This is a genomic window from Lactobacillus sp. XV31L (assembly GCF_059900865.1).
This window is the reverse complement of sequence record NZ_JBWXGC010000004.1, coordinates 45,594-66,816: the sequence shown is the minus strand read 5'-3', so window position 1 is coordinate 66,816 and position 21,223 is coordinate 45,594. Positions and strand designations below refer to the sequence as shown.

Below are 21,223 nucleotides of genomic sequence, written 5' to 3'. Positions count from 1 at the left end.
TTCCTCATACCTTTCATATATACATTTATCATAACATTATACCTAATTTTGCTTGCTAGATGAAACCCTTTAGTAAACTTTTAAAAAACGCTATAATGTACATAAAGATCATTTTATAGAGGAGAAGTTGAATTTTGATAACAATTAAATCCATTCGAGAACTTAAGGGCATGCAGGCTTCTGGCCACCTGCTAGCGTCAATGTTTGAAGGGCTGTGGGACGTGATTAAGCCTGGCATCACCACTTGGGCGATTGAAGAGTATTGTCAAAAGTTTGTTAAAAGTCGCGGTGGCCGCCTATCTGAGCAGGGCTTTGAAGGTTACAAGTATGGGACCTGCATTTCGGTTAACGACCAAATTGCTCACGCCACTCCGCGCAGGGATACAATCTTAAAAGAAGGCGACCTGGTCAAGGTTGATGTTACGTGCAACCTTGATGGCTTTGAGACAGATTCATGCACGACTTATCCAGTAGGTAAAATTTCTGTCGAAGATCGTGACTTGATGGAAGTAACCAAAAAGGCAATGTACTTAGGCATTGACCAAGCAGTTTTAGGCAACCGCATCGGCGATATTGGAGCTGCTATTCAACATTATGTTGAAGATGAGCACAACTATGGCGATGTTAAAGAATTAGTGGGGCATGGAATTCAGCCAACTATTCACGAAGACCCAGAAGTGCCGCACTGGGGCAAAGCTGGCCATGGTCTGCGCTTGCGCGAAGGCATGACCATTACCTGTGAGCCTATGGTGGAAGCTGGTGGCGACTGGCGCATTGAGCAAAAGTCAGTTGCTGATCCGCATGATGATTGGGTTTTTTATGCTACACCAGATGGGTCTAAGTCGGCCCAGTTTGAACACACTTTTGCCATCACCAAGGATGGTCCAAAGATCCTGACCTTGCAGAAGCCATATGATGGTTATGAAAAATACCTGCCTCATTTTGACGAAATGGATGACTAGAGTGAATGGGTAGAAAAGTTGGAACAGTCGGACGACGGATTACACAGTTTTATAAGGAGCTGTCCCTTAAGTTTACGCAAGGGGAAGTTTTGACGAGCGCAATCGCAATCGCTTATTATATTTTGTTCTCAATTTTTCCGTTAATTATTATTATTGGTAACATATTACCCCTGTTCGACATCAATACAGCACCAATTGCCAGCTACTTGAAGCTGATTTTTCCTGATCGAATAGCAGCATTTATTATGCCAATTATCAACTCGCTCTTAAAAAGCAACTCGACCGGCTATATTTCCTTTGGTATCTTGCTTGCGCTTTGGTCGGTTTCATCATTGGTCAATGCAATTCGAATCGGGATGAACCGGATATATGGCGTGCGCAAGATTGAACTCCGGCAAAAGTGGCAAGTAACTGTGTGGACTAGGTCGATTACGATTATGTTGACCAACTTGATGATTGTTATCTTCACCTTGCTCAGTTTAACCTTTATCTTTGGCCAGCAGATACTGGAGTTTCTGCGACCGATCTTTTCTTTTTCAGTTGGCGAAATCGAACGCGTTTTTAGCTACCGTTATCCAGTTGTCATTATCACGCTGATTGGTGCCCTGTATTACTTGAATTACTTCTTGCCCAATATCAAGCTTAAAAAGAAGGTTATTTGGCCAGGTGTCTTCACGACTCTTGTTGGTTGGTTGTTATTATCCTGGCTGTTCAGTTTTTATCTGCATAACTTTCACATTAGCTGGGAAAATTACGGCATTATTGGCACCTTTATCATCTTTATGCTTTGGCTCAACATAGCTTCGGTTGTGTTCTTGTTAGGTACCTGTGTTAATGCGGCAATCGTGGCACTTAACTATGGTGAGGTGCAATATTCGATGGGCCGACTGGCCGAATATGTTCAGAGCAAGCGGCACCGGTAAAAGTGGAACTATCTTGCTAAATTTGCTATATTAAGTTTTAAAAGTTTAACAGAAAGTGTACAAGCTATGAAAGTAAGGAAAGCAATTATTCCCGCTGCCGGACTAGGTACGCGGTTTATGCCTGTAACCAAGGCAATGCCCAAAGAAATGCTGCCAATTGTGGATAAGCCAACCATTCAATTTATTGTTGAAGAGGCTAAAAACTCTGGTATTGAAGACATCTTGATTGTAACTGGCAAGAACAAGCGGCCAATTGAAGACCACTTTGATTCTAACCCTGAACTTGAGCAGAATTTGCAAGAAAAGGGCAAGACGGGCCTGTTGAAAATGTCGCAAGACATTACTCACTTAGGAATTAATATCTACTATACCAGACAGCCTTATCCAGCAGGCTTGGGGGATGCAATTGCACGCGGGCGCAGCTTTGTCGGGGATGAACCCTTCATTGTCATGCTCGGCGATGACCTCATGATGGATAAGGTGCCACTAACCAAGCAGTTGATCGACCGCTATAATGAGACCCATGCCTCGACCATTGCAGTTATGCCGGTTCCGCATGAAGAAGTCTCTAAGTACGGAGTGATTGAGCCTGAGAGCGAAAATATGCCTGGCTTGATTAATGTCAAGTCTTTTGTGGAAAAGCCGGCTGTCGACCAGGCTCCTAGTGACTATGCCATCATTGGCCGCTACCTGTTAACGCCGGAAATTTTTGGGATCTTGGCTGATCAAAAACCAGACAAGGGTGGTGAAATCCAGCTGACTGATGCAATTGACACGATGAACAAGACGCAGCGCGTTTTTGCTCATGTCTTCAAGGGAATTCGGCACGATGTTGGTAACAAAGAAAGCTACCTGGAAACCTCAATTGAATATGGCTTGAACCATCCTGAAACCAAGGATGCTTTGCGCCACTACATTATTGACTTGGGCCAACGCCTGCAAGCCAATGATGAAAAAAAATCAAAAAACAATAAGTAATTTTACAAGGAGTCACAAGTTCGTGGCTCCTTTTTGATTAAAATTTTTCTTAATGTCGGGACAATTACTATTGCTGAACAGCAAATTTGGGTAAGATGTACCGTGTAAGATGACTCTTTTTATAAGGGAGAGGGATTAATGAAGGATATTTTTATTGTTGCAGCTAAAAGGACGCCCTTTGGTCGTTACCGCGGATTGTGGGCTGGTCAAGATGCAGTTGGTTTGGGTGAACTAGCCCTAAATGAAACATTAAAAAGCATTGATTTAAGCGCCGGCGAACTTGATGCCTTGTTTATGGGCAACGTACTAGGAGCAGGCCTGGGCCAAAATATGGCGCGGCAGGTTGCCCTTGGCGCTGGAATGAGCGAAACAAGCAGCAGTGTTACGATTAACGAAGTCTGTGGCTCGAGCCTGAAGGCGCTGCGTCTTGCTCAGGGTCAGATGGAACTAGGTGACTTGGACCTAGTTGCAGTTGGGGGTAGCGAAAGCATGACTAATGCTGTTTTTTATTCCCGCGATCAGACGAATACTAACCTGCACAGTGAGATGATGGATAACGGTTTGATTGATGCATTCTCTGGCATGCATATGGGTTTAACTGCAGAAAACGTTGCAGCTAAGTACCATGTATCACGCCTAGAAATGGATGAATACAGCCTTGAGTCGCACCAAAAAGCAGCGCATGCAGCAGACCAAGGCTATTTTGATAGTGAAATTATTCCATTGAAAGTTGCTGGTCAAATAATCAACCGGGATGAGACTGTTCGCCCAGACACCAGTATGGCTGCTCTTGGTCAGCTTAAGCCAGCCTTTAAAGATGGGGGCTTGGTCACAGCAGGCAACTCTTCACCACTAAGCGATGGAGCCAGTATGGTGATTTTGGCTTCGGCTTCAAAGGTAGAGGACTTGGGACTGGTGCCGCTTGCCCGGATTGGAGCTTATGCAGAATCCGGTACTGATCCAGACTACATGGGCTTTGCCCCTTATTTTGCTGTGCACAAGCTATTGCTGCAAACTGGCGGCAGCATTGCAGACTACGATCTGGTTGAAGTCAATGAAGCGTTTGCAGCGCCAAGTGTAGCACTAGCTCAAGCACTGGAAATTCCACAAGAGAAACTGAATATCTCTGGCGGGGCAATTGCTCTAGGGCACCCGCTTGCAGCTACGGGTACGCGCTTGGTTGGTACGGCCGTCAATGCCTTGCACAAAGGTAATGGACAAAGGGCGCTGGTTACCCTCTGCATTGGAGGCGGCCAAGCAATAGCATGTGAAGTGGTGCGCGATTTTTAAATGAAGTTTTATGAATTAACACCAGAAGACCGGCGACTTTGGCTCAAGGAGCAGGGCGTTGAATTAGTTGATGTGCCTGTTGATGACTTGCACCGCCTGGACCGCTTAAGTGAGAATGTAGTGGGCAAATTGGAGCTGCCCGTGGGCCTCATTAAAAGCTTGCGCGTTAATAGGCACGATTATAAAGTCCCCATGGTGACTGAGGAACCTTCAGTGGTAGCAGCAGCTAATCATGGCGCTAGCCTCTTTGCTCAGTGCGGCGGTGTGACTGCAGTTAGTCATCGCGAAGGCATTTATGGGCAGATTGTCTTAAAGGCCTGTTCAGACTTTAATGTCAATGAATTTGAAAAAGCTTTTCCCAATATAATTGCCCAAACCAATCAAAAGTTTGCCAGCTTGGTTAAGCATGGCGGCGGTGTCAGGACAATCGAAATGAACCATCAGTCTGCTCTGGTCTTTCTCAAAGTTCTGATTGATCCAGCCGAAGCAATGGGGGCCAACCGAGCCAATGCTATTTTAGAATTTATGGCTGCCAATTTTGTCCAGTGCGCAGGAATTACGACTAAATTATTTGCCATTTTGTCTAATTACCCTAGCCAGTTAACGCAAGCGAAGGTTAGGGTGAGTGCTGAGGTTCTAGGTGGCCATGCCGTGGCCGAGCGGATTGCTCTTTTAAGCAAAATTGGGCAAACAGACCCCTGGCGGGCAGTAACCAATAACAAGGGCATCATGAATGGCGTTGACAGTGTGCTGCTGGCAACAGGCAACGACACTCGTGCAGTTGAAGCGGCTTGCGGTGTTTGGGCTAATAAAAGCGGTAAGTATAGCAGTCTCAGTACATGGCAAGTAGATGGCGGAGACTTGGTGGGACGTATAACTTTGCCACTTGCCATTGGTACCGTGGGCGGATCGATTAATGCACGTCAGGATGTCCAGCAGAACTACCGTATTCTGGGTGCTGGCATCAAAAGCGGTGAACTAGCAGGCATCATTGCAGCTGTTGGCCTAGCCAACAACCTGGCTGCACTCTTGGCAATCGCAACGACTGGTATCCAAGAAGGACACATGAAGTTGCAAGCACGAAATATTGTGGCTGGTCTCAATGCAACTACTGCAGAAAAGGCAGCCGTAGTGCAACTGATGATTGCACAAAAAAACTATTCGCAGTCTGCAGCCCAAGAGATATTGGAGCAAATCAGGGAGGAAAAGTAATGGAAGTTGGAATTGATCAAATCGGTTTTTATACACCGAATAAATATGTCGACATGGTTGACCTGGCACACGCGCGCCAGGTAGACCCCAATAAGTACCTGATTGGCATTGGTCAAAGTCGAATGAGCCTTGCTGACCAGACGCAAGATGCCGTGTCCATGGGTATTAACGCTACACTGGGTTACCTTAAGCAAGTTGATCGCCAACAGGTAGGACTACTCTTAATGGGTACGGAAAGCGGCGTTGACCAGTCCAAGTCAGCCTCTTTGTTTGTTAAAAGCGCGCTGCAACTGGCTCCTGATGTCCGTACTTTTGAAATCAAGGAGGCTTGTTTTGGGATGACTGCTGGCATTATGATTGCCAGCGACTATGTGCGGCTTCACCCAGACCGTAGTGCCATTGTGATTGGCAGTGATATTGCCCGGTATGGAATTAAAACTAGTGGCGAAGTAACTCAAGGAGCCGGTAGCGTGAGCGTGCTGGTCAAGGCCCAGCCCCGGATTATGACGCTTAAAGCAAATCACAGCGCCTATAGTGCAGATATCAATGACTTTTGGCGGCCAAATGATTCTGCGCTTGCCATGGTAGATGGCAAGTATTCAACCGAAGTTTACCTCGACTTTTTCAAGCGAACGTTTACTGATTATTGCGCCCAGACTGGTAGCTCTACTAGCGATTTTGCCGCCTTGATCTATCATTTGCCCTTCGTTAAAATGGGTTTAAAGGCTAATAAGTTGGCAATTGCTGGTCAGGATGAAAAAACGGTCCAGCGTTTGCAAGCAAGCTTTACTGCTTCGGCCTTCTTTAGTCAAAATGTTGGTAACATTTATACGGCCTCGCTCTATTTGAGCTTACTCAGTCTTCTTGAAAATGGGCACTTAGAGGCAGGTGCACAGGTGGGACTGTTTTCATATGGGTCTGGAGCAATGGGCGAATTTTATGCGGGCCAACTGATTGCCGGCTATGAGCAAGTTTTAAATGACAAGAGAGATCAAGAAATGATTGCGCGTAGGCAAAAGCTAGACATCCAAGACTACGAGCAAATCTTTACCGAGGCCTTGCGTTTGCCAGAAGATAACCAGGAACTAGCAAGTGATGAAGAGGCAGGTTACTGGTACTTTGCTGGAACGAAGAACCATGTTCGCCAATACAAGCAAAAGTAAAAATTATTGCCTGTCTTTACTAATATAATTTAACTAAAGCAAAAACCACAATTAGCAAGAAAAATTCCTTAACCTGGAAATGTTTCGTGTCGTAATTGTGGTTTTTATGTATTTTACTTAAAACAAAAATATTTTAAGCGTAATGGTCAATAATTGCTTTTAAGGTGGCAGCGGCCTGCTTTTTTCCGGTACCCTTTTCATAGTATTTACTAAAACGGTCATCAACAACATACATTGCTGCCATGCTCCGGTGTGCTTTAGGTGAATATAGGCCGCTTGGCCAAGTAGCTTGTAAAAATTCCCGGTGTAGTTCGAAAAGGTGCTTGGCCGCCTCTTGGTCCAAGTCACTGGTGCCAACCAGGGGTCGCAATTCTGTCAATATTTGTTGGGTGACTTCGTCTAAGTGGGTCATTTCAGTCCTTGTCAAAGCGCGATACTTTTGGTAGCTTGCGGAAACTGCTTGCTCGCCATATTTTGTCCGAATTTCTTGCCCGTAGTTGTGGTCATTGTCATCAAGGGCCTTGGTTTTAAAGGCCGCAAATTTTTCTGTATCACTCATTTTTGATACTCCTTTCATACTTGCAAGTGTTTTGTCTAAACTAGTAATCAAGTCGGCCAATCGTTGCTGCTCAAGGATCATTTTTTGGCGTTGGGCAGCCAAGGTTTGGTATTGCATGATTTCAGAATCATCCAAAACCTTCTTGATCTGGTCTAAAGGCAGGTCAAATAGCCTTAAGAACAGAATCTTTTGGAGGCGGTCAACTTCAGCTTCATCATAGTAGCGGTAATTATTCTGAGGATTGCGGTGCGCTTTTAATAATCCCTTTTGCTCATAGAAACGAAGCGTTCTGGTTGAAGTGCCTGCTAGCTGGGCTAATTCTGTGATTGAATATGACATGATTAAGTTACCTCACTTGCAAAAATGATTATAGAGGCTGACGCTGCGTCAAGGTCAAGAAGAAAATAATAGGCAATTTAAAAGAAGCACCAAAATCGCTTGTGCTTTGAGTGCAGCAGCTTTTAGGTCAGGCAGACAGCATTCTTTTCAGGCTGAATCTGAATTCCGTAGATTGGAAGTTTTTCCCCCTCACTTTGAATATATATGGGAATGCTCCGGCCGTGCAAATTTTTGACTAGCTGGGTTAGTTTACCCTTAGTAACGGGCTTGCTGCCGGGATAGAGCGTACATGCACTGCTTGAGATTTTTAATTTGGCCAAGGGCTTTGTTTGGCCTTGAATGGTTAAATAAAAAGCTGTCTCTTTGTTTAGATCGTTGGTTAATTGCAATAAATCCGTTAGTCGCATCACATTATCCTATATGAAATAAAAATGTTATACTATAAGTATTGTTTTTGGAAAAGGTGGTTTAATCAATTGAAACACAAAAAGCTATGGCTTTCACTAGTTACAATCATTTTGTTAATAGCTGTGGCATTCACTGCTGCAGGTTTTTACTTTTTTAAGGTTGCCTGTGTTCCAGGACCCAAGAGCTTTTTAAGTTCATCCAGCAAGGTGATTAAGAAGTCCGATCCTCTATACCAGGAAAAGATTTGGTTTAAAAAGACATCCAAGCAAAAGTGGCATATTAAGTCAGCCGACAAGCAATACGAGCTGGTTGCTAATTATATTCCGCACGCAAATTCGCACAAGACTGCCATCGTTTTGCCAGGGTATATGGATACTAAGGAGGACATGGCTGAATATGATGCACTCTTTCACCAGCTAGGCTATAACACACTTACCCCAGATCCACGAGCGCAAGGGGCCAGTGGAGGCAAGTATATTGGTTATGGTTGGCCGGAAAAAGATGACGTCAAAAAGTGGATAAATCTGCTGCTAACTCAAAAGGGCCCCAAGCAGCAAATTGTAGTCTATGGCTTGAGCATGGGTGCTTCTACCGCAATGATGGCAAGTGGGCTAGAACTGCCGCACCAGGTCAAGGCCTTTGTTGAAGACTGTGGCTATACCAGTGTCAAGGACGAGATTGAACACGAAGCCAAGGCACTCTATAATTTACCAGCGTTTCCCCGCTTTCCGTTAGTTGAAATTCTTAGCGGGATTAACCGGGCCAAGGTAGGCTATTTCATGGGCGATGCCTCCAGTGTCAACCAATTGCACCAGAACCACCGGCCAATGCTGTTTATCCACGGTGCTCGTGACAACTTTGTTCCTACAAAAATGGTTTACAGCAACTACAAGGCCACAAGAGGGCCAAAAGAACTATGGGTTGCACCTAAGTCCAAGCATGCCAAGTCATTTGCTGACCACCCTAAGGAATACCGCAGGCGCATTAGCAATTTTTTGGCTAAATATATTAAATAATTGTCAAACAAAAAAGTTGCCGTTATTACGGCAACTTTTTACTTAGCGCAAGGTTAACTTGACGATGCATTCACAGCGCGGGGTCTGCGGCAGCATGTCCACATTTTCGATTAAGCGGACGTTGTATGCTTCACTGAGCAAGATCAAGTCCTGGGCCAGCGTTGACGGATTGCAAGAAATATAGACGAAGGTACGCGGCTTGACCTTGAGCAGAGTCTTGATCAAGCTCTTGGCTAGACCTGTCCTAGGCGGGTCCACAATCAGCGCATCAATTGGAACACCGTCTTGTTCAAGCTCAGGCAGCACCTTTTCAACGCTGCCTTGGATATAATCAGCATTCCTAATATGGTTGAGCTGGACATTGTGCTTGGCATCTTCAACTGCTTCAGGAATTGTCTCGATGCCGATTACCTGCTTGACGTGGTCAGCAGCCAGAATTCCGAGCGTACCAACCCCACTATAAGCATCAATCAGCGTGTCTTCAGCTGACAAGTCCAAAAACTTGAGTGCACGTGAATAAAGGGTGGCAGTTTGAACTGGGTTAAGCTGGAAGAAAGCACGTGGGGACAAGGCAAACTTCTTTCCCAAGATATCATCAATAATTTGATTTTGCCCAGCCAGTTTTTCAGTCTTGTTGCCCCAGACTTGCGGATTGCGCCAATCGGTTTCGTTTTGATAAAGGCTGACAACATTAGGCAGCTTCATGATTTCGCGGCTAAGTGCGGGCAAGTTTTTCAAAATCCGCCCCACAGTGATGAGTGTAACTTGGATTTCTTTGCTTGCTTCTGCTTGACGCACGACAATCGTTTTTAAGCCGTCAAAATGACGGTAGGGGTCAGCAATCGGGACGTGCAAGTGCTCAACCAATTCCTTGATGTGCCGTTCAGTTTCCTGGGTTGCCTTACTTTGCGTCGGCATTATAGGCAGGTCATACAACTCATGCGAATTTGGTGCAAAAAGCCCCAGCTTGACTTGGCCGTGATCTTGCTCTATTTGATACTGGGCCTTGTTACGGTAGTGCCACGGATCTGGTGCGGGAATGGTCTTTTTAACCTTATACTTGCTAAAACCGCGGGGGCGGAACTTATTCAAGGCTTCAAGCACATTGTCACGTTTAAATTCCAGTTGCTTGTCATAGGATAGGTGGGCTAATTCCAAGCCGCCAATAGCTGGATCAACACCGCGGGGGAAGGGTACCCGATCGGGACTCTTTTCCTTAATCCGAATTAGTTCTCCCTGGATATAATGGGGAAATTCTTCGTTGATTTTGGCTACGACAACTTCTCCGGGCAAGGCTCCTGGAATAAAAATAATTTTTTTGCGGTAGTAGCCAATGCCCTCGCCATTGATGCCGATGCGTTTAATCGTAATGATAACGTCTTTTTCACGTGTTTCCTGATGGTTAAATTTTCTTGCCATAATTTTTCTTTCTACAATAATAAAAGGTTAAAGGTTAATAATTTATTGTACTCCCTGGTAAAACTTTTTAGCAAGAAGGAAAGAAATTTGCTAGCATAAAGATAAGCAAATAGAAAGGTGGACCAAGATGCCAATTATTACTAAAGTAAGCGCCCAAAAGCGCCCCGGTCGCTATAACATATTTTTGGATGACCAGTACGCATTTTCGGCTAGTGAACAGACGGTGGCTGAATTTGTCCTGCTCAAGGGGCAGGAGTTAACAGATGAAAAAGTGGCACAAGTCAAGTCTTTTGACGCTGATGCCAAGGCCACCAACATAGCTTCAAGCTTTTTGAGCTATGAGCCGCGAACGGTCTTTGAAGTCCTGCAGTACTTAAACAAGCATGAAATAGATGAACAAGCAGCCCAAAATGCTGTTGCTCAATTGACTGAAATGGGCTTTTTGGATGACCGCAAGTACGTTGACCTGGCAATTAAGCAAAGTTTGCGAATCGGAACGGATGGCCCGCTCAGCTTAAGTCGCAAGATGGCCCAAAAGGGGGTGGCACCTGAACTGGTACAGGTGGAACTTGAAAGTGTGGCTGATGAGGAATGGCTTGATACCGGGCTGCGGGTCCTTAAGTCAATGAAGAGCAAGGTAGGCCGCTTGTCCCAGCGCGAACTTGAGCGCAAGATGCGCACCAAGCTCATGAGCCATGGCTTTTCGGGTGCGCTTGCTGATATGATTATCGGGGAGGCGGACTTACAAACAGATGCAGACGAGCAAGTAGAAGCCCTCAAAAAGCAGGGAGTGAAGGCTTATAAACGATTTCGACGTTTGCCTGAAAGCCAGCGCCAGCAAAAGATGCGCACCTACTTGTATACGCATGGGTTTAGCAGTAATGAAATCGATTCTTTTTTGGCGGGGGAAGTTATTCCCTTGGGCGAGTTGGCAGAATATTAGGAGCTATTAATGAAAAAAATACAAGAAGAAACAGTTTTTGTTGGTCGGCCCTTTGCAGACCAATTCCTGGACGAGCAAAAGACCTTTAGCAAGTGCAATTTGGAAATGGAACAAAATCCTGTCTTTCAGAACTTTTTAGCAGACCTGCAGTTAAGTCAAAAACGCAGCAGCATGGTAGTTTTCGGGCCAGAAAATTTCATGTACTGGTACGGTATTCTTGTGCCCGTGCAAGTTAAGGTGCCACAAGGCCTGCTACGCTTTGTCTTGCCTAAGGCGCAAGTTGCTGTAAAAGAGAGTACGCAGCCCAGTCTTTCCTTTTTTAGTCAGCCATTAAACATGGTTGTATCAACATTCTTAGCAGAAGTTGCAGAAGACGGCATAGCTGTCTATGAAAATCCTGGCGATAGCCCAACGCCATATTTCGTGCAAGATTTGGACTTGAGGACAAAAAAATTGACCCAGAGGCTATACCTCCAGGCCACTAAATAAAAGGGCTAGTGCTGTCTAGGATCAATGGATAAGTTGTCATATTCAACGTATGCTCCAAGGCAAGTTGACAAGAGCATGACCAACATGACGATGCCAACCGACTGGCCCACAATTTGGTCCAATGTGAGAAATTCTCGGACAACAAAGGTAGCGGCAAAGCACAAGACAAAGTCAAGGAATACATTGGTTATTTGCAAGAGAGGACGTCTTCTGATACTGAAAAAGCGCAGAAGCTGCTTAAACAAACCATCATCAACCTTTACTGCTAAGAGGTCGACTGGTCGCTGGATAGTTGCCTTGATTGCAAACATGATCAACGCACCAACCAGTGCGCCAATTGTCGTTCTGAACAGGTCGGCTGAGTGCAAGACAAGTGCATCATAGCCAATGCCAATGATAGTAAGGCTGCAGATGTAGGGAATAAGCAGCAAGAAGGTAAATACAAGTAAGACATGACTTTTTTTCATGGGGAGACCTCATTTCTTACGTGCTATTCTAACATATCAAGCAAGTACATGATATAATGTTATTACTTAAGTTGGTTTTTTAGAAAGAGAGCAAAAGATATGGCTAGCGACCCTGCTGAGGGGAATTTATTTCAACGATTTAAAAATAAATTTTCCCCTTCAAGCGATGAAGAAACAAAAGAGCACTTAACCGAAGAAATAGCGGCCTTGCATGATCAACAAGAGATTAGTGATACTGAGTTTTCGATGTTAAATGCAGTTTTGGATTTCCAGGGACGGATGGTCCGAGAGGTAATGGTACCCCGGATTGATGCCTTCATGGTTGATTGCAATGATAGTTTGCAGGATAACCTGGACGAAATTTTGCGTGAGCCATATTCGCGCATCCCAGTTTATCAGCAAGACAAGGACAAGATTGTGGGTATAATTCATATCCGGACCGTCTTGCGCAAGGCCCGAGAAAAGGGCTTTGACCAGATTGACTATGCAGATGTGATGAATCCGCCCCTTTTTGCCCCCGAAACAACAGACTTGGGCGAGTTGCTAGTTGAAATGCAGCAAACTCAGCAGCAGCTTGCTGTTTTGACGGATGAATATGGCGGCGTTGTTGGCCTTGCCACTATTGAAGACCTAATCGAAGAAATTGTGGGCAATATTGACGATGAGGTTGACCGAACCGAAGTCTTGTCAAAGAAGATCGCACCAGACAAGTATGTGATCTATGGCAAGATGCCGCTGGATGACTTTAACGAAGAATTCGGCACCGACTTAGAAATGGAAGATGTCGATACGATTGCTGGCTATATGATCACCAAGCTGGGCATCATTCCGGCCAAGGGTGAAAAGCTATCAGTTACATTGGACAATGGCATGGTTTTGACCACGCGCAGGATGATGCGGTCAAGACTACTGACAGTCTTGTTGACAATTCCTGAAAAAGAAAATAAGGAAGAGGAACAGAGTAATTAATGGGTGAAGAACTTATTGACAAGGTAAATAAGCGAAGAACATTTGCTATCATCTCGCATCCTGACGCAGGGAAGACGACGATCACAGAGCAAATGCTTCTTTTTGGTGGTGTGATTCGGAGTGCTGGTACAGTTAAAGCACGTAAAACGGGTCACTATGCCATAAGTGACTGGATGGAAATCGAAAAGCAGCGTGGTATCTCAGTTACCAGTTCGGTGATGCAGTTTGAATACCAGGGCAAACGAATTAACATTCTGGATACGCCCGGCCACGAGGACTTCTCTGAGGACACCTACCGAACGTTGATGGCTGTGGACTCAGCTGTCATGGTAATTGACTCGGCCAAAGGGATTGAGCCCCAGACCAAGAAATTATTTAAGGTGGTCAAGCAGCGCGGTATTCCGATTTTTACTTTCATGAACAAGCTTGACCGTGACGGTCGACCGCCCTTAGACCTAATTGCCGAACTGGAAGACTTGCTTGGAATCGAAGGTGTGGCGATGAATTGGCCGATTGGGTCAGGTCAAACTCTGCAGGGTCTTTATGATTTGGCTAACAATCGGGTTGAGCTTTACCACAAGGATGGGTCAGACCGCTTTTTACCATTAGACCAAGAAGGCAACTTGTCTGCTAGCGAGCCTTTTAGTCAGGATCTACAATTTCAAGATACCTTGGCTGAGGTTGAATTAATCAAGGAAGCTGGCAACACCTTTAACAAAGATAAGATCATTAAGGGTGACCAGACATCCGTCTTCTTTGGCTCGGCTTTGACCAATTTTGGGGTTGAGACCTTTTTAGAAAGTTTTGTTAAGTTAGCGCCGTCACCTGCAAGTCATATAGTGAATGAAGAAGAGGAACTGAGTCCTGAGGATCCTGAATTTTCCGGTTTTGTTTTTAAAGTTCAGGCGAATATGAACCCCCACCACCGTGACCGGATAGCCTTTGTGAGAGTGGGAAGTGGCGAGTTCAAGCGCGGTCTTGATGTGACGCTAGCACGGACTGACAAGCCAATCCGCTTGAACAATGCAACTGAATTCATGTCCAGTGAACGCGTTCAAGTAACAGATGCGGTTGCCGGCGATATTGTTGGCTTGTATGATACGGGCAATTTCCAAATTGGCGACAGTATTTATGCTGGCAAGCGCAAAATTGTTTACCAGCCACTGCCAGAGTTCACGCCTGAATTGTTTGTACGGGTAAGCGCCAAGAATGTGATGAAGCAGAAATCTTTCCATAAGGGAATGACCCAGCTAGTTCAAGAAGGTGCAATTCAGCTCTACCGCAACTACCAGACCGATGAATATATTCTGGGAGCCGTGGGCCAGTTACAGTTTGAAGTGTTTAAATTCAGAATGAAGAATGAGTATAACTCTGACGTTGAAATGACCAGTATTGGTCATCGCGTGGCTCGGTGGATTGATCCAGACCAACTTGATCCGGCGATGTCAAACAGTCGCAACTTGCTGGTCAAGGACCGCTATGATCAGCCACTCTTTCTCTTTGAAAATCAGTTTGCGGAACGCTTCTTCCAGGACAAGTACCCTAATGTCAAACTAACTGAGAAATTATAATTTTAAGCAAACAAAAAAGCTGGCAAAAATGCCAGCTTTTTTACTTGTCAATATGGATCTCGATGACGCGCCGATTGCTATCAACCGTTAACGTGTATGATGGATCCTGATCCTTGATTAATCGTTCAATGACAAAATCAGTCTCTTCCTTGCGGATGCGCCGATTGTGGTTTTCTAAAACAATACCGATGGCCTCATCACTTTCGGTGTAGATTACGGAAGTGTTGCCCAAGGAGTATACCTTGACGTAGTTAACGTTAGTGGTATTGAGCTGGTTATGAACTAGGTCCCTATAACTATTGGTTACATCTATCAAATGCATGGATTTCACCCGTTTCTTCTAGTAGTTCTATATATTAAGTATACCGCTATTGTTAATATTTTTCTCGGTTTAAAAACCAACTAATTTAAAAATAATATGTGTGCCTAAAGGCCAAGTTAGTCAGTTTCTGCACCATCAGTAGCTACCGGAGCAGTTTCTTGTTCTGCAATCACAATCTGCTTGTCTACTACGCTTGCCAAAAGGTTTTTCGCATTCATATGGTCGAGCTTGAAGTCAGCTACCTTATCCTCGATTTCTTCTTGAATCGTCCGGCGCAGTGGACGAGCCCCCATTGCTGGATTGAAGCCTTCTTCGACTAGTTTTTCCTTAGCTTCATCAGTAACCGTAATGTGCAGGCCCTCAGTCTTAACCATTTCATTGACCTCATCCAGCATTAAGTTGACAATCTTGAGCAGGTCCTCCTTGCTTAATTCGTTGAATTTGATCACTTCATCCAGCCGGTTTAAAAATTCAGGTTTAAAGAATTGACTCATTGAATTTCTAGCTGAATCAGGCTTTTCATGGTCATTTTCCGCCGTGAATCCCACGCTAGTATTTTTAATTCCTTGGCCAGCGTTGGACGTCATGATAATGATTGTATCTTTAAAGGAAACAGTCCGTCCCTGTGAATCCGTCAGCCGCCCATCGTCCAAAATTTGCAAAAAGATGTTCATGACAGCAGGATCAGCCTTTTCAATTTCATCCAGCAAAATCAAACTGTAAGGGTGGCGGCGAACTTGTTCAGTAAGTTGGCCTGCTTCTTCGTAGCCGACATACCCAGGTGCAGACCCGATCAACTTGGAAACAGAATAAGATTCCATGTATTCGGACATGTCAAAGCGAATCAAGGCATTCTCAGAGCCAAACATCTGCTTGGCCAGTTGTTTAGCTAGTTCGGTCTTGCCGACACCAGTTGGACCAACGAAGAGAAAGGAGCCGATAGGCCGTCCAGACTTGTTAAAGCCAATCCGGTTGCGTCTAATTGCCCGGGCTAACTTGTCAACGGCCTTGTCCTGGCCAATGACGTGTGCCTTTAAATTAGAGGCCAGATTTTGCAACTGGTTTTCTTCCTGCTTTTGCAAATCACCTACGGGGATGCCAGTCTTTTCTTCAACAATCTTGTTCATGATCTTATTGGTAATTACTGGCGACTTGTCAGGATCAACTTTTTGATCCTTCATCTCATTATATTTTTCAATTTGGTCGCGGTAGTATGCGGCTTTTTCGTAGTCTTCATTTTTGAGCGACTCTTGCTTTAGCTGCTGGGCTGCTTCAATGCGTTCCTTCATTTTTTCTTTATCAACAATAGGAATAGTAAGGTTCATGCGCGATCCAGCCTCATCCAGCAGGTCGATTGCCTTGTCTGGCAGGAAGCGGTCCTGGATGTAACGCTCAGATAGTTCGGCTGCAGACTTGATGGCATCATCGGTGTAGTGAACGTGGTGGTAGCTTTCGTAACGTTTTTGAATACCCTTTAAAATCTGGATAGTTTCGCTAACTGAAGGCTCCTTAACGTCAACTGGTTGGAAACGCCGGGCCAAGGCTGAGTCTTTTTCAATTTCCCGGTATTCTTTTAAGGTGGTTGCACCAACTAGCTGCAGGTCACCACGGGCTAGGGCGGGCTTGATGATGTTGCCTGCATCCATGCCGCCTTCAGCATTGCCTGCACCGACAATTTCATGAATTTCATCAATAAATAGGATGATATCGTCATGGTCTTGCAGTTCTTTAATCAGTTGCTGCATGCGCTGTTCGAACTGACCACGAATGCCCGTTCCTTGAACCAGTGAAACCACGTTAAGTGAAATGATGCGCTTGTCTTGTAATTTTGCCGGTACTGACCCATCCACAATTTGCTGGGCGAGTCCTTCGACTACAGCAGTTTTACCCACGCCCGCTTCACCAATTAAAACAGGATTGTTCTTGGTTCTTCTATTTAGGATTTCAATGACGCGGGCGATTTCCTTATCTCGTCCAATAACTGGATCGATCTTTCCTTTTTTTGCAAGAGCAGTCAAGTCTGTGCCGTATTGACCCAGTAGAGAGTTGCCGTTGCCCCCATTAGTAGTGTTGCCTGCACCATTGCTCATTCGAGGCTCACCAGGATTGCTTACGCCTCCATTATTAAAGCTGTTGAAAAGATCGTTAAAGTCACCGAAGAAGCCATTATTATCATTATTCATGTTAATATTTCCTTGTTGTTTCAATTCTTGATAACATTGTCCACATAAGTTGATTTCGCGGCTTTGTCCATTAACCTTTGCGAAGAGGTGAATGGAAGCGGGCCGTTTTTGACAGTTTTGACAAAGCATTTTGATACCGCCTTTCATCATATTTTGCATTTACTAAATTATATAATTAGCACTCGCCATAATCAAGTGCTAAGTATCGAAAACTTATTTTTTGTAAGCATATACGGTATGCTAAAATACAGCTGAGCAATATTGAAAAATTTGCTAAGGCAGGTAAAAGTTGGTTTTAGTTTGAAAGAAATGGTGGTATATTTGGACTACAAGATAATTCTTGAGCAGCTGGCAAGCGGCGAACTTGACCATTATGAAGTTGAGCCTAAGGAAGCCTTTGCCTTCCAAGCTGCCTTGAGATCTTATGGTAAAAGGCAGAATATAACTGGTAGGGCTCTGCGTGGTGGTAAAATCGTTTATTCGCAGTCTAAGACTGAATTTTAGTGATGTAAACTGTTACATTTATGTTGTTTAATTCACAAAAAAATGATAACCTAATACACGAATAGGTAGTTACTACCGGTTTGATTTATTCAATTCAAAGGAGATATATTATAATGGAAAAACGCGATTTTCATGTCATTGCAGAAACAGGTATTCATGCTCGTCCAGCAACTTTGTTAGTACAAGCTGCTTCTAAGTTCGGTTCAGACGTTAACTTAGAATACAACGGCAAGTCAGTTAACCTGAAGTCAATCATGGGCGTAATGTCACTTGGCGTCGGCAAGAATGCAGATGTTACGATCAGTGCAGATGGTGATGACGAAAAAGATGCAATTATCACTATTTCTGAAACAATGAAAAAAGAGGGCTTAGCTGAATAATGACCAAGACACTAAAAGGAATTGCTGCAAGTGATGGTATCGCTGTAGCACCAGCCTATCTCTTGGTAGAACCAGACCTCTCTTTTTCAAAGAGCAACGTTAGCGATGTCGATAGTGAACTCGCTCGTTACAAGGATGCAATTGCGACATCAACTACAGAAGTTGAAAAAATTCGTGATGATGCCAAAGAGAGCTTAGGCGAAGACGAAGCGCAGGTCTTTGAAGCCCACTTAATGATTTTAAATGACCCCGAATTTACTGGAGCCATTGAAAATGAAATTAAGGAGCAAAAAGTCAACAGCGAAGCTGCGCTTGACGAAACTGCTCAAAAATTTATTAGTATTTTTGAGAGTATGACCGATAACGAATATATGCAGCAACGTGCAGCTGACGTGCGGGATGTTTCAAAGCGGATTATGGCCCATTTACTGGGTAAGGAACTGCCTAATCCAGCAGCGATTGACCACGAAGTAATTGTTGTGGCCCATGATTTGACTCCTAGTGACACAGCTCAGTTAAACAAGCAATTTGTTAAGGGCTTTGTCACTGATGTTGGTGGTCGGACTGCCCACTCAGCAATCATGGCTCGTTCACTTGAACTGCCAGCTGTTGTTGGTACTGATTCAATTACAAAGGACGTTGCAAATGGCCAAACACTTGTTGTTGATGGCTTAAATGGAGACGCAGTAGTTGAACCTAGCCAGGAACAGATTGCTGACTACAAGCAAAAGAGTGACGCCTTCTTACAGCAAAAAGCTGAATGGGAGAAATTGAAAAATGAACCTTCAGTAACTGCAGACGGCAAGCAATTTACGATTGCAGCAAACATTGGTACGCCTAGCGATATGGCTGGTGTAAACAACAATGGTGCAGAAGCAGTTGGTCTGTACAGAACTGAGTTCTTGTACATGGATTCTAAAAACTTCCCAACCGAAGAAGATCAATTCGAAGCTTATAAAGAAGTTATCGAAGGGATGCATGGCAAGCAAGTTGTTATTCGGACCATGGACATTGGAGGCGACAAGCACCTGGACTACTGGGATTTACCTGAAGAAATGAACCCATTCTTGGGTGTGCGTGCAATCAGGTTATCCTTGCAGAATGAAGAAATTTTCCGGACACAATTGCGTGCACTTCTGCGGGCTTCGGCCTATGGCAAATTGGGTATTATGTTCCCAATGATTGGTACGCTAGCCGAATTACGCAAGGCCAAGTCAATTTTAGCTGAAGAAAAGGCTAAGCTGCTTGAAAAGGGCGTAAAGGTAGGCGGAGATCTGCAAGTAGGTATGATGATTGAAGTACCAGCAGCAGCAGTGTTAGCTGATCAATTCGCCAAGGAAGTAGATTTCTTCTCTATTGGTACCAATGACCTGATTCAATACTCTATGGCAGCTGATCGTGGCAACGACAATGTTTCTTACCTGTATCAACCAGCCAATCCAGCAGTATTGCGCTTGATTAAGCACACAATTGATGCAGCGCATGAAAATGGCATTTGGTGTGGCATGTGCGGTGAAGCTGCAGGTGACAGTACAATGTTCCCAATTTTGCTTTCGATGGGATTAGATGAGTACTCAATGAGTGCTACCTCAATCTTGCGGATCAGAAGCCTGATGAAGAAACTAAATACGCAAGACATTAAGGAATTGGCTAATCAAGCCTGCTTTATTTCTGAGACGGCAGAACAAAATGAACAGCTTGTTAAGGACTTAATGGCAAAAGTTAACAAGTAAAATAGAAAAAGACACATTAATGAAAATTAATGTGTCTTTTTTAATATATACTTTAAAAATAATACTTACAAAAAGGAAGTAATGTGCTATACTATTTCTTGTAAGGAAATAGTATTGTAAAAGGAGCGTGAAATATATGGTAAATTTATATATATCTCCGAGTTGTACCTCATGTCGCAAGGCTAAAGCGTGGTTAAAGAAACACGATATTTCTTTCAGAGAAAGAAATATTTTCTCAGAGCCACTCACCAAGGCAGAACTTATTCAGATTCTGCGGATGACTGAGAACGGCACGGAAGAAATTATTTCTACGCGTTCAAGAGCATTTCAACAACTAAAAATTAACCTTGATGATTTATCAATCGATCAACTGCTCGACTTGGTTGAGAAAAACCCGAGCTTGCTAAGACGACCAATTATCATGGATGATCGGCGCTTGCAAGTTGGTTATAATGAAGACGAAATCAGACGGTTCCTACCACGGAAGGTTCGTCGGCTTGAGCTTAAAGAAATGCAAAAGATTGCAGACTTGTAAATAAGAAATTTTTTGAAAAAGCGTTGGTTTTCGAACTAACGCTTTTATTTTATCGGCAAAATACGCTACAATAGTTGAAAGGACCGATGGAGGTGAGAACTCGTGCAAGTAGATCATATTAACGAGAATACTATTCGCGTGAGAATCGATAAGAATGAATTGGCAAGGCGGGGACTTAAGGTCTTGGACCTGCTGGGCGACAAAAACAAGATTCAACACTTTTTCTACTCAATTTTAGATGAAATCGATACTGATCACTCGTTTAGTCAGGATGCGCCGGTTACCTTTCAAGTAATGCCGAATAATGGTGGTCTAGACCTGCTCATTACCAAGGTGTCAAAAAAAGATCAGGATAATTTATCACAATTGTTTGATAGTGATCTGGAAATGTCTAAGGCTAAAAGCAGTTCAGCGGCCAACAATCTGCGCAAATCATTTTTGGATCTTGAAGCAGATGATGAAGATACAGAAGATGAGGATGCTGACGAAGATGCAGCCAAGTCACGAATGGAAAAGTCGCTGAAGAAGTTTCAAAAGGATCAAGCCTATAGTTTTGGCGATATTGACCGAGTAACAGAATTGGCTGATAGTTTACAAGCTTGCGATCTTTCTTCAAGTCTTTACTTTGAACGTGGCAAGTTCTACCTGGACTTAATCTTTCAAGATGAAAACTATGCAGAGTTGAAGCCAGATGATGCCTGGGCGATTGCCAACGAATATGGCATTAAGGTTAAGCGCAGCGAAATGGCCCGGATTAGAACAGCAGGCAAATGCTTGATTGAGCGTGATGCTCTGGGGCAATTGCGGCATTATTTCACTAAAACTAAACGGTAATACTAAAAAAGGACAGGGAAAACT

22 protein-coding genes are annotated in these 21,223 nt (G+C 44.1%); 16 read left to right on the top strand and 6 right to left on the bottom strand.

Going from position 1 to position 21,223, the window contains the following annotated elements:
* Nucleotides 1-134 precede the first annotated feature (134 nt).
* From map to AC2JF7_RS03715, 6 genes are all read left to right on the top strand, one after another.
* Complete coding sequence (map, locus tag AC2JF7_RS03740) at nt 135-962, top strand: type I methionyl aminopeptidase (protein WP_500727249.1); 828 nt, start codon at nt 135-137, stop codon at nt 960-962.
* 5 nt (nt 963-967) lie between these two features.
* On the top strand, nt 968-1,885 hold the full coding sequence (locus AC2JF7_RS03735) for a YihY/virulence factor BrkB family protein (RefSeq protein ID WP_500727247.1): 918 nt from the start codon (nt 968-970) through the stop codon (nt 1,883-1,885).
* A gap of 66 nt (nt 1,886-1,951) precedes the next feature.
* Nucleotides 1,952-2,863, top strand: coding sequence for a UTP--glucose-1-phosphate uridylyltransferase GalU (gene galU / locus AC2JF7_RS03730; protein ID WP_500727245.1), 912 nt, complete (start codon nt 1,952-1,954; stop codon nt 2,861-2,863).
* Nucleotides 2,864-3,001: 138 nt separating this feature from the next.
* A complete protein-coding gene (locus AC2JF7_RS03725; RefSeq protein WP_500727243.1) occupies nt 3,002-4,153 on the top strand; it encodes a thiolase family protein in 1,152 nt (383 codons plus the stop codon).
* On the top strand, nt 4,154-5,365 hold the full coding sequence (locus AC2JF7_RS03720) for a hydroxymethylglutaryl-CoA reductase, degradative (protein ID WP_500727241.1): 1,212 nt from the start codon (nt 4,154-4,156) through the stop codon (nt 5,363-5,365). It begins immediately after the preceding gene.
* Nucleotides 5,365-6,528, top strand: a complete 1,164-nt coding sequence (locus AC2JF7_RS03715) for a hydroxymethylglutaryl-CoA synthase (RefSeq protein WP_500727239.1) — start codon at nt 5,365-5,367, stop codon at nt 6,526-6,528. The genes AC2JF7_RS03720 and AC2JF7_RS03715 overlap by 1 nt, the downstream gene beginning before the upstream one ends.
* Nucleotides 6,529-6,661: 133 nt before the next feature.
* On the opposite strand, the gene AC2JF7_RS03710 is transcribed toward AC2JF7_RS03715, so the two are convergent.
* On the bottom strand, nt 6,662-7,426 hold the full coding sequence (locus AC2JF7_RS03710; protein WP_500727236.1) for a MerR family transcriptional regulator: 765 nt from the start codon (nt 7,424-7,426) through the stop codon (nt 6,662-6,664).
* Between the two features lie 122 nt (nt 7,427-7,548).
* Nucleotides 7,549-7,833, bottom strand: coding sequence for a hypothetical protein (locus tag AC2JF7_RS03705; protein ID WP_500727235.1), 285 nt, complete (start codon nt 7,831-7,833; stop codon nt 7,549-7,551).
* 24 nt (nt 7,834-7,857) lie between these two features.
* Between AC2JF7_RS03705 and AC2JF7_RS03700 the strand changes: the two genes are divergently transcribed.
* Nucleotides 7,858-8,850: an alpha/beta hydrolase gene (locus tag AC2JF7_RS03700; RefSeq protein WP_500727233.1), complete on the top strand. Its 993-nt coding sequence runs from the start codon at nt 7,858-7,860 to the stop codon at nt 8,848-8,850.
* 42 nt (nt 8,851-8,892) lie between these two features.
* On the opposite strand, the gene rlmD is transcribed toward AC2JF7_RS03700, so the two are convergent.
* Nucleotides 8,893-10,269 (bottom strand): 23S rRNA (uracil(1939)-C(5))-methyltransferase RlmD, encoded by a 1,377-nt coding sequence (gene rlmD / locus AC2JF7_RS03695; protein WP_500727231.1) that lies wholly within the window; start codon nt 10,267-10,269, stop codon nt 8,893-8,895.
* A gap of 127 nt (nt 10,270-10,396) precedes the next feature.
* Between rlmD and recX the strand changes: the two genes are divergently transcribed.
* Together recX and AC2JF7_RS03685 are read left to right on the top strand one after the other, a co-directional pair.
* Entirely contained in the window at nt 10,397-11,212 is an 816-nt protein-coding gene (gene recX, locus AC2JF7_RS03690; protein ID WP_500727229.1) for a recombination regulator RecX, read from the top strand.
* 9 nt (nt 11,213-11,221) lie between these two features.
* Entirely contained in the window at nt 11,222-11,701 is a 480-nt protein-coding gene (locus AC2JF7_RS03685) for a hypothetical protein (RefSeq protein WP_500727227.1), read from the top strand.
* 5 nt (nt 11,702-11,706) lie between these two features.
* Here AC2JF7_RS03685 and AC2JF7_RS03680 read toward each other — a convergent pair whose 3' ends face one another.
* Complete coding sequence (locus AC2JF7_RS03680; RefSeq protein ID WP_500727225.1) at nt 11,707-12,168, bottom strand: hypothetical protein; 462 nt, start codon at nt 12,166-12,168, stop codon at nt 11,707-11,709.
* 99 nt (nt 12,169-12,267) lie between these two features.
* On the opposite strand from AC2JF7_RS03680, the gene AC2JF7_RS03675 reads away from it, so the two are divergent.
* Nucleotides 12,268-13,137: a hemolysin family protein gene (locus AC2JF7_RS03675; RefSeq protein ID WP_500727224.1), complete on the top strand. Its 870-nt coding sequence runs from the start codon at nt 12,268-12,270 to the stop codon at nt 13,135-13,137.
* A complete protein-coding gene (locus tag AC2JF7_RS03670) occupies nt 13,137-14,708 on the top strand; it encodes a peptide chain release factor 3 (RefSeq protein ID WP_500727222.1) in 1,572 nt (523 codons plus the stop codon). The genes AC2JF7_RS03675 and AC2JF7_RS03670 overlap by 1 nt, the downstream gene beginning before the upstream one ends.
* A 40-nt stretch (nt 14,709-14,748) precedes the next feature.
* On the opposite strand, the gene AC2JF7_RS03665 is transcribed toward AC2JF7_RS03670, so the two are convergent.
* Both AC2JF7_RS03665 and AC2JF7_RS03660 read right to left on the bottom strand, forming a co-directional pair.
* Nucleotides 14,749-15,030 (bottom strand): DUF1827 family protein, encoded by a 282-nt coding sequence (locus tag AC2JF7_RS03665; protein WP_500727220.1) that lies wholly within the window; start codon nt 15,028-15,030, stop codon nt 14,749-14,751.
* A gap of 116 nt (nt 15,031-15,146) precedes the next feature.
* On the bottom strand, nt 15,147-17,342 hold the full coding sequence (locus tag AC2JF7_RS03660; protein ID WP_500727218.1) for an ATP-dependent Clp protease ATP-binding subunit: 2,196 nt from the start codon (nt 17,340-17,342) through the stop codon (nt 15,147-15,149).
* A gap of 192 nt (nt 17,343-17,534) precedes the next feature.
* Between AC2JF7_RS03660 and ykzS the strand changes: the two genes are divergently transcribed.
* From ykzS to AC2JF7_RS03635, 5 genes are all read left to right on the top strand, one after another.
* On the top strand, nt 17,535-17,717 hold the full coding sequence (gene ykzS, locus AC2JF7_RS03655) for a protein YkzS (protein ID WP_500727385.1): 183 nt from the start codon (nt 17,535-17,537) through the stop codon (nt 17,715-17,717).
* A 113-nt stretch (nt 17,718-17,830) separates the two neighbouring features.
* Nucleotides 17,831-18,097, top strand: coding sequence for a phosphocarrier protein HPr (locus AC2JF7_RS03650; protein WP_500727216.1), 267 nt, complete (start codon nt 17,831-17,833; stop codon nt 18,095-18,097).
* On the top strand, nt 18,097-19,830 hold the full coding sequence (ptsP, locus tag AC2JF7_RS03645; protein WP_500727215.1) for a phosphoenolpyruvate--protein phosphotransferase: 1,734 nt from the start codon (nt 18,097-18,099) through the stop codon (nt 19,828-19,830). Before AC2JF7_RS03650 ends, ptsP begins: the two co-directional genes overlap by 1 nt.
* A 136-nt stretch (nt 19,831-19,966) precedes the next feature.
* A complete protein-coding gene (gene spxA / locus AC2JF7_RS03640; protein ID WP_500727213.1) occupies nt 19,967-20,365 on the top strand; it encodes a transcriptional regulator SpxA in 399 nt (132 codons plus the stop codon).
* Nucleotides 20,366-20,467: 102 nt separating this feature from the next.
* Nucleotides 20,468-21,199: an adaptor protein MecA gene (locus tag AC2JF7_RS03635; RefSeq protein ID WP_500727211.1), complete on the top strand. Its 732-nt coding sequence runs from the start codon at nt 20,468-20,470 to the stop codon at nt 21,197-21,199.
* The last annotated feature ends 24 nt before the right edge of the window (nt 21,200-21,223 follow it).

What these genes read in the sequence shown, in the direction of transcription:
- AC2JF7_RS03715 (WP_500727239.1), top strand. Translation starts at nt 5,365, where the DNA reads ATGGAAGTTGGAATTGATCAAATCGGTTTTTATACACCGAATAAATAT.
- AC2JF7_RS03660 (WP_500727218.1), bottom strand. Translation starts at nt 17,342, where the DNA reads ATGCTTTGTCAAAACTGTCAAAAACGGCCCGCTTCCATTCACCTCTTC.
- ptsP (WP_500727215.1), top strand. Translation starts at nt 18,097, where the DNA reads ATGACCAAGACACTAAAAGGAATTGCTGCAAGTGATGGTATCGCTGTA.
- AC2JF7_RS03680 (WP_500727225.1), bottom strand. Translation starts at nt 12,168, where the DNA reads ATGAAAAAAAGTCATGTCTTACTTGTATTTACCTTCTTGCTGCTTATT.
- AC2JF7_RS03685 (WP_500727227.1), top strand. Translation starts at nt 11,222, where the DNA reads ATGAAAAAAATACAAGAAGAAACAGTTTTTGTTGGTCGGCCCTTTGCA.
- rlmD (WP_500727231.1), bottom strand. Translation starts at nt 10,269, where the DNA reads ATGGCAAGAAAATTTAACCATCAGGAAACACGTGAAAAAGACGTTATC.
- AC2JF7_RS03700 (WP_500727233.1), top strand. Translation starts at nt 7,858, where the DNA reads ATGTTATACTATAAGTATTGTTTTTGGAAAAGGTGGTTTAATCAATTG.
- AC2JF7_RS03710 (WP_500727236.1), bottom strand. Translation starts at nt 7,426, where the DNA reads ATGTCATATTCAATCACAGAATTAGCCCAGCTAGCAGGCACTTCAACC.
- AC2JF7_RS03725 (WP_500727243.1), top strand. Translation starts at nt 3,002, where the DNA reads ATGAAGGATATTTTTATTGTTGCAGCTAAAAGGACGCCCTTTGGTCGT.
- AC2JF7_RS03650 (WP_500727216.1), top strand. Translation starts at nt 17,831, where the DNA reads ATGGAAAAACGCGATTTTCATGTCATTGCAGAAACAGGTATTCATGCT.
- AC2JF7_RS03665 (WP_500727220.1), bottom strand. Translation starts at nt 15,030, where the DNA reads ATGCATTTGATAGATGTAACCAATAGTTATAGGGACCTAGTTCATAAC.
- AC2JF7_RS03705 (WP_500727235.1), bottom strand. Translation starts at nt 7,833, where the DNA reads ATGCGACTAACGGATTTATTGCAATTAACCAACGATCTAAACAAAGAG.
- AC2JF7_RS03675 (WP_500727224.1), top strand. Translation starts at nt 12,268, where the DNA reads ATGGCTAGCGACCCTGCTGAGGGGAATTTATTTCAACGATTTAAAAAT.
- AC2JF7_RS03720 (WP_500727241.1), top strand. Translation starts at nt 4,154, where the DNA reads ATGAAGTTTTATGAATTAACACCAGAAGACCGGCGACTTTGGCTCAAG.
- galU (WP_500727245.1), top strand. Translation starts at nt 1,952, where the DNA reads ATGAAAGTAAGGAAAGCAATTATTCCCGCTGCCGGACTAGGTACGCGG.
- recX (WP_500727229.1), top strand. Translation starts at nt 10,397, where the DNA reads ATGCCAATTATTACTAAAGTAAGCGCCCAAAAGCGCCCCGGTCGCTAT.
- spxA (WP_500727213.1), top strand. Translation starts at nt 19,967, where the DNA reads ATGGTAAATTTATATATATCTCCGAGTTGTACCTCATGTCGCAAGGCT.
- AC2JF7_RS03670 (WP_500727222.1), top strand. Translation starts at nt 13,137, where the DNA reads ATGGGTGAAGAACTTATTGACAAGGTAAATAAGCGAAGAACATTTGCT.
- AC2JF7_RS03735 (WP_500727247.1), top strand. Translation starts at nt 968, where the DNA reads ATGGGTAGAAAAGTTGGAACAGTCGGACGACGGATTACACAGTTTTAT.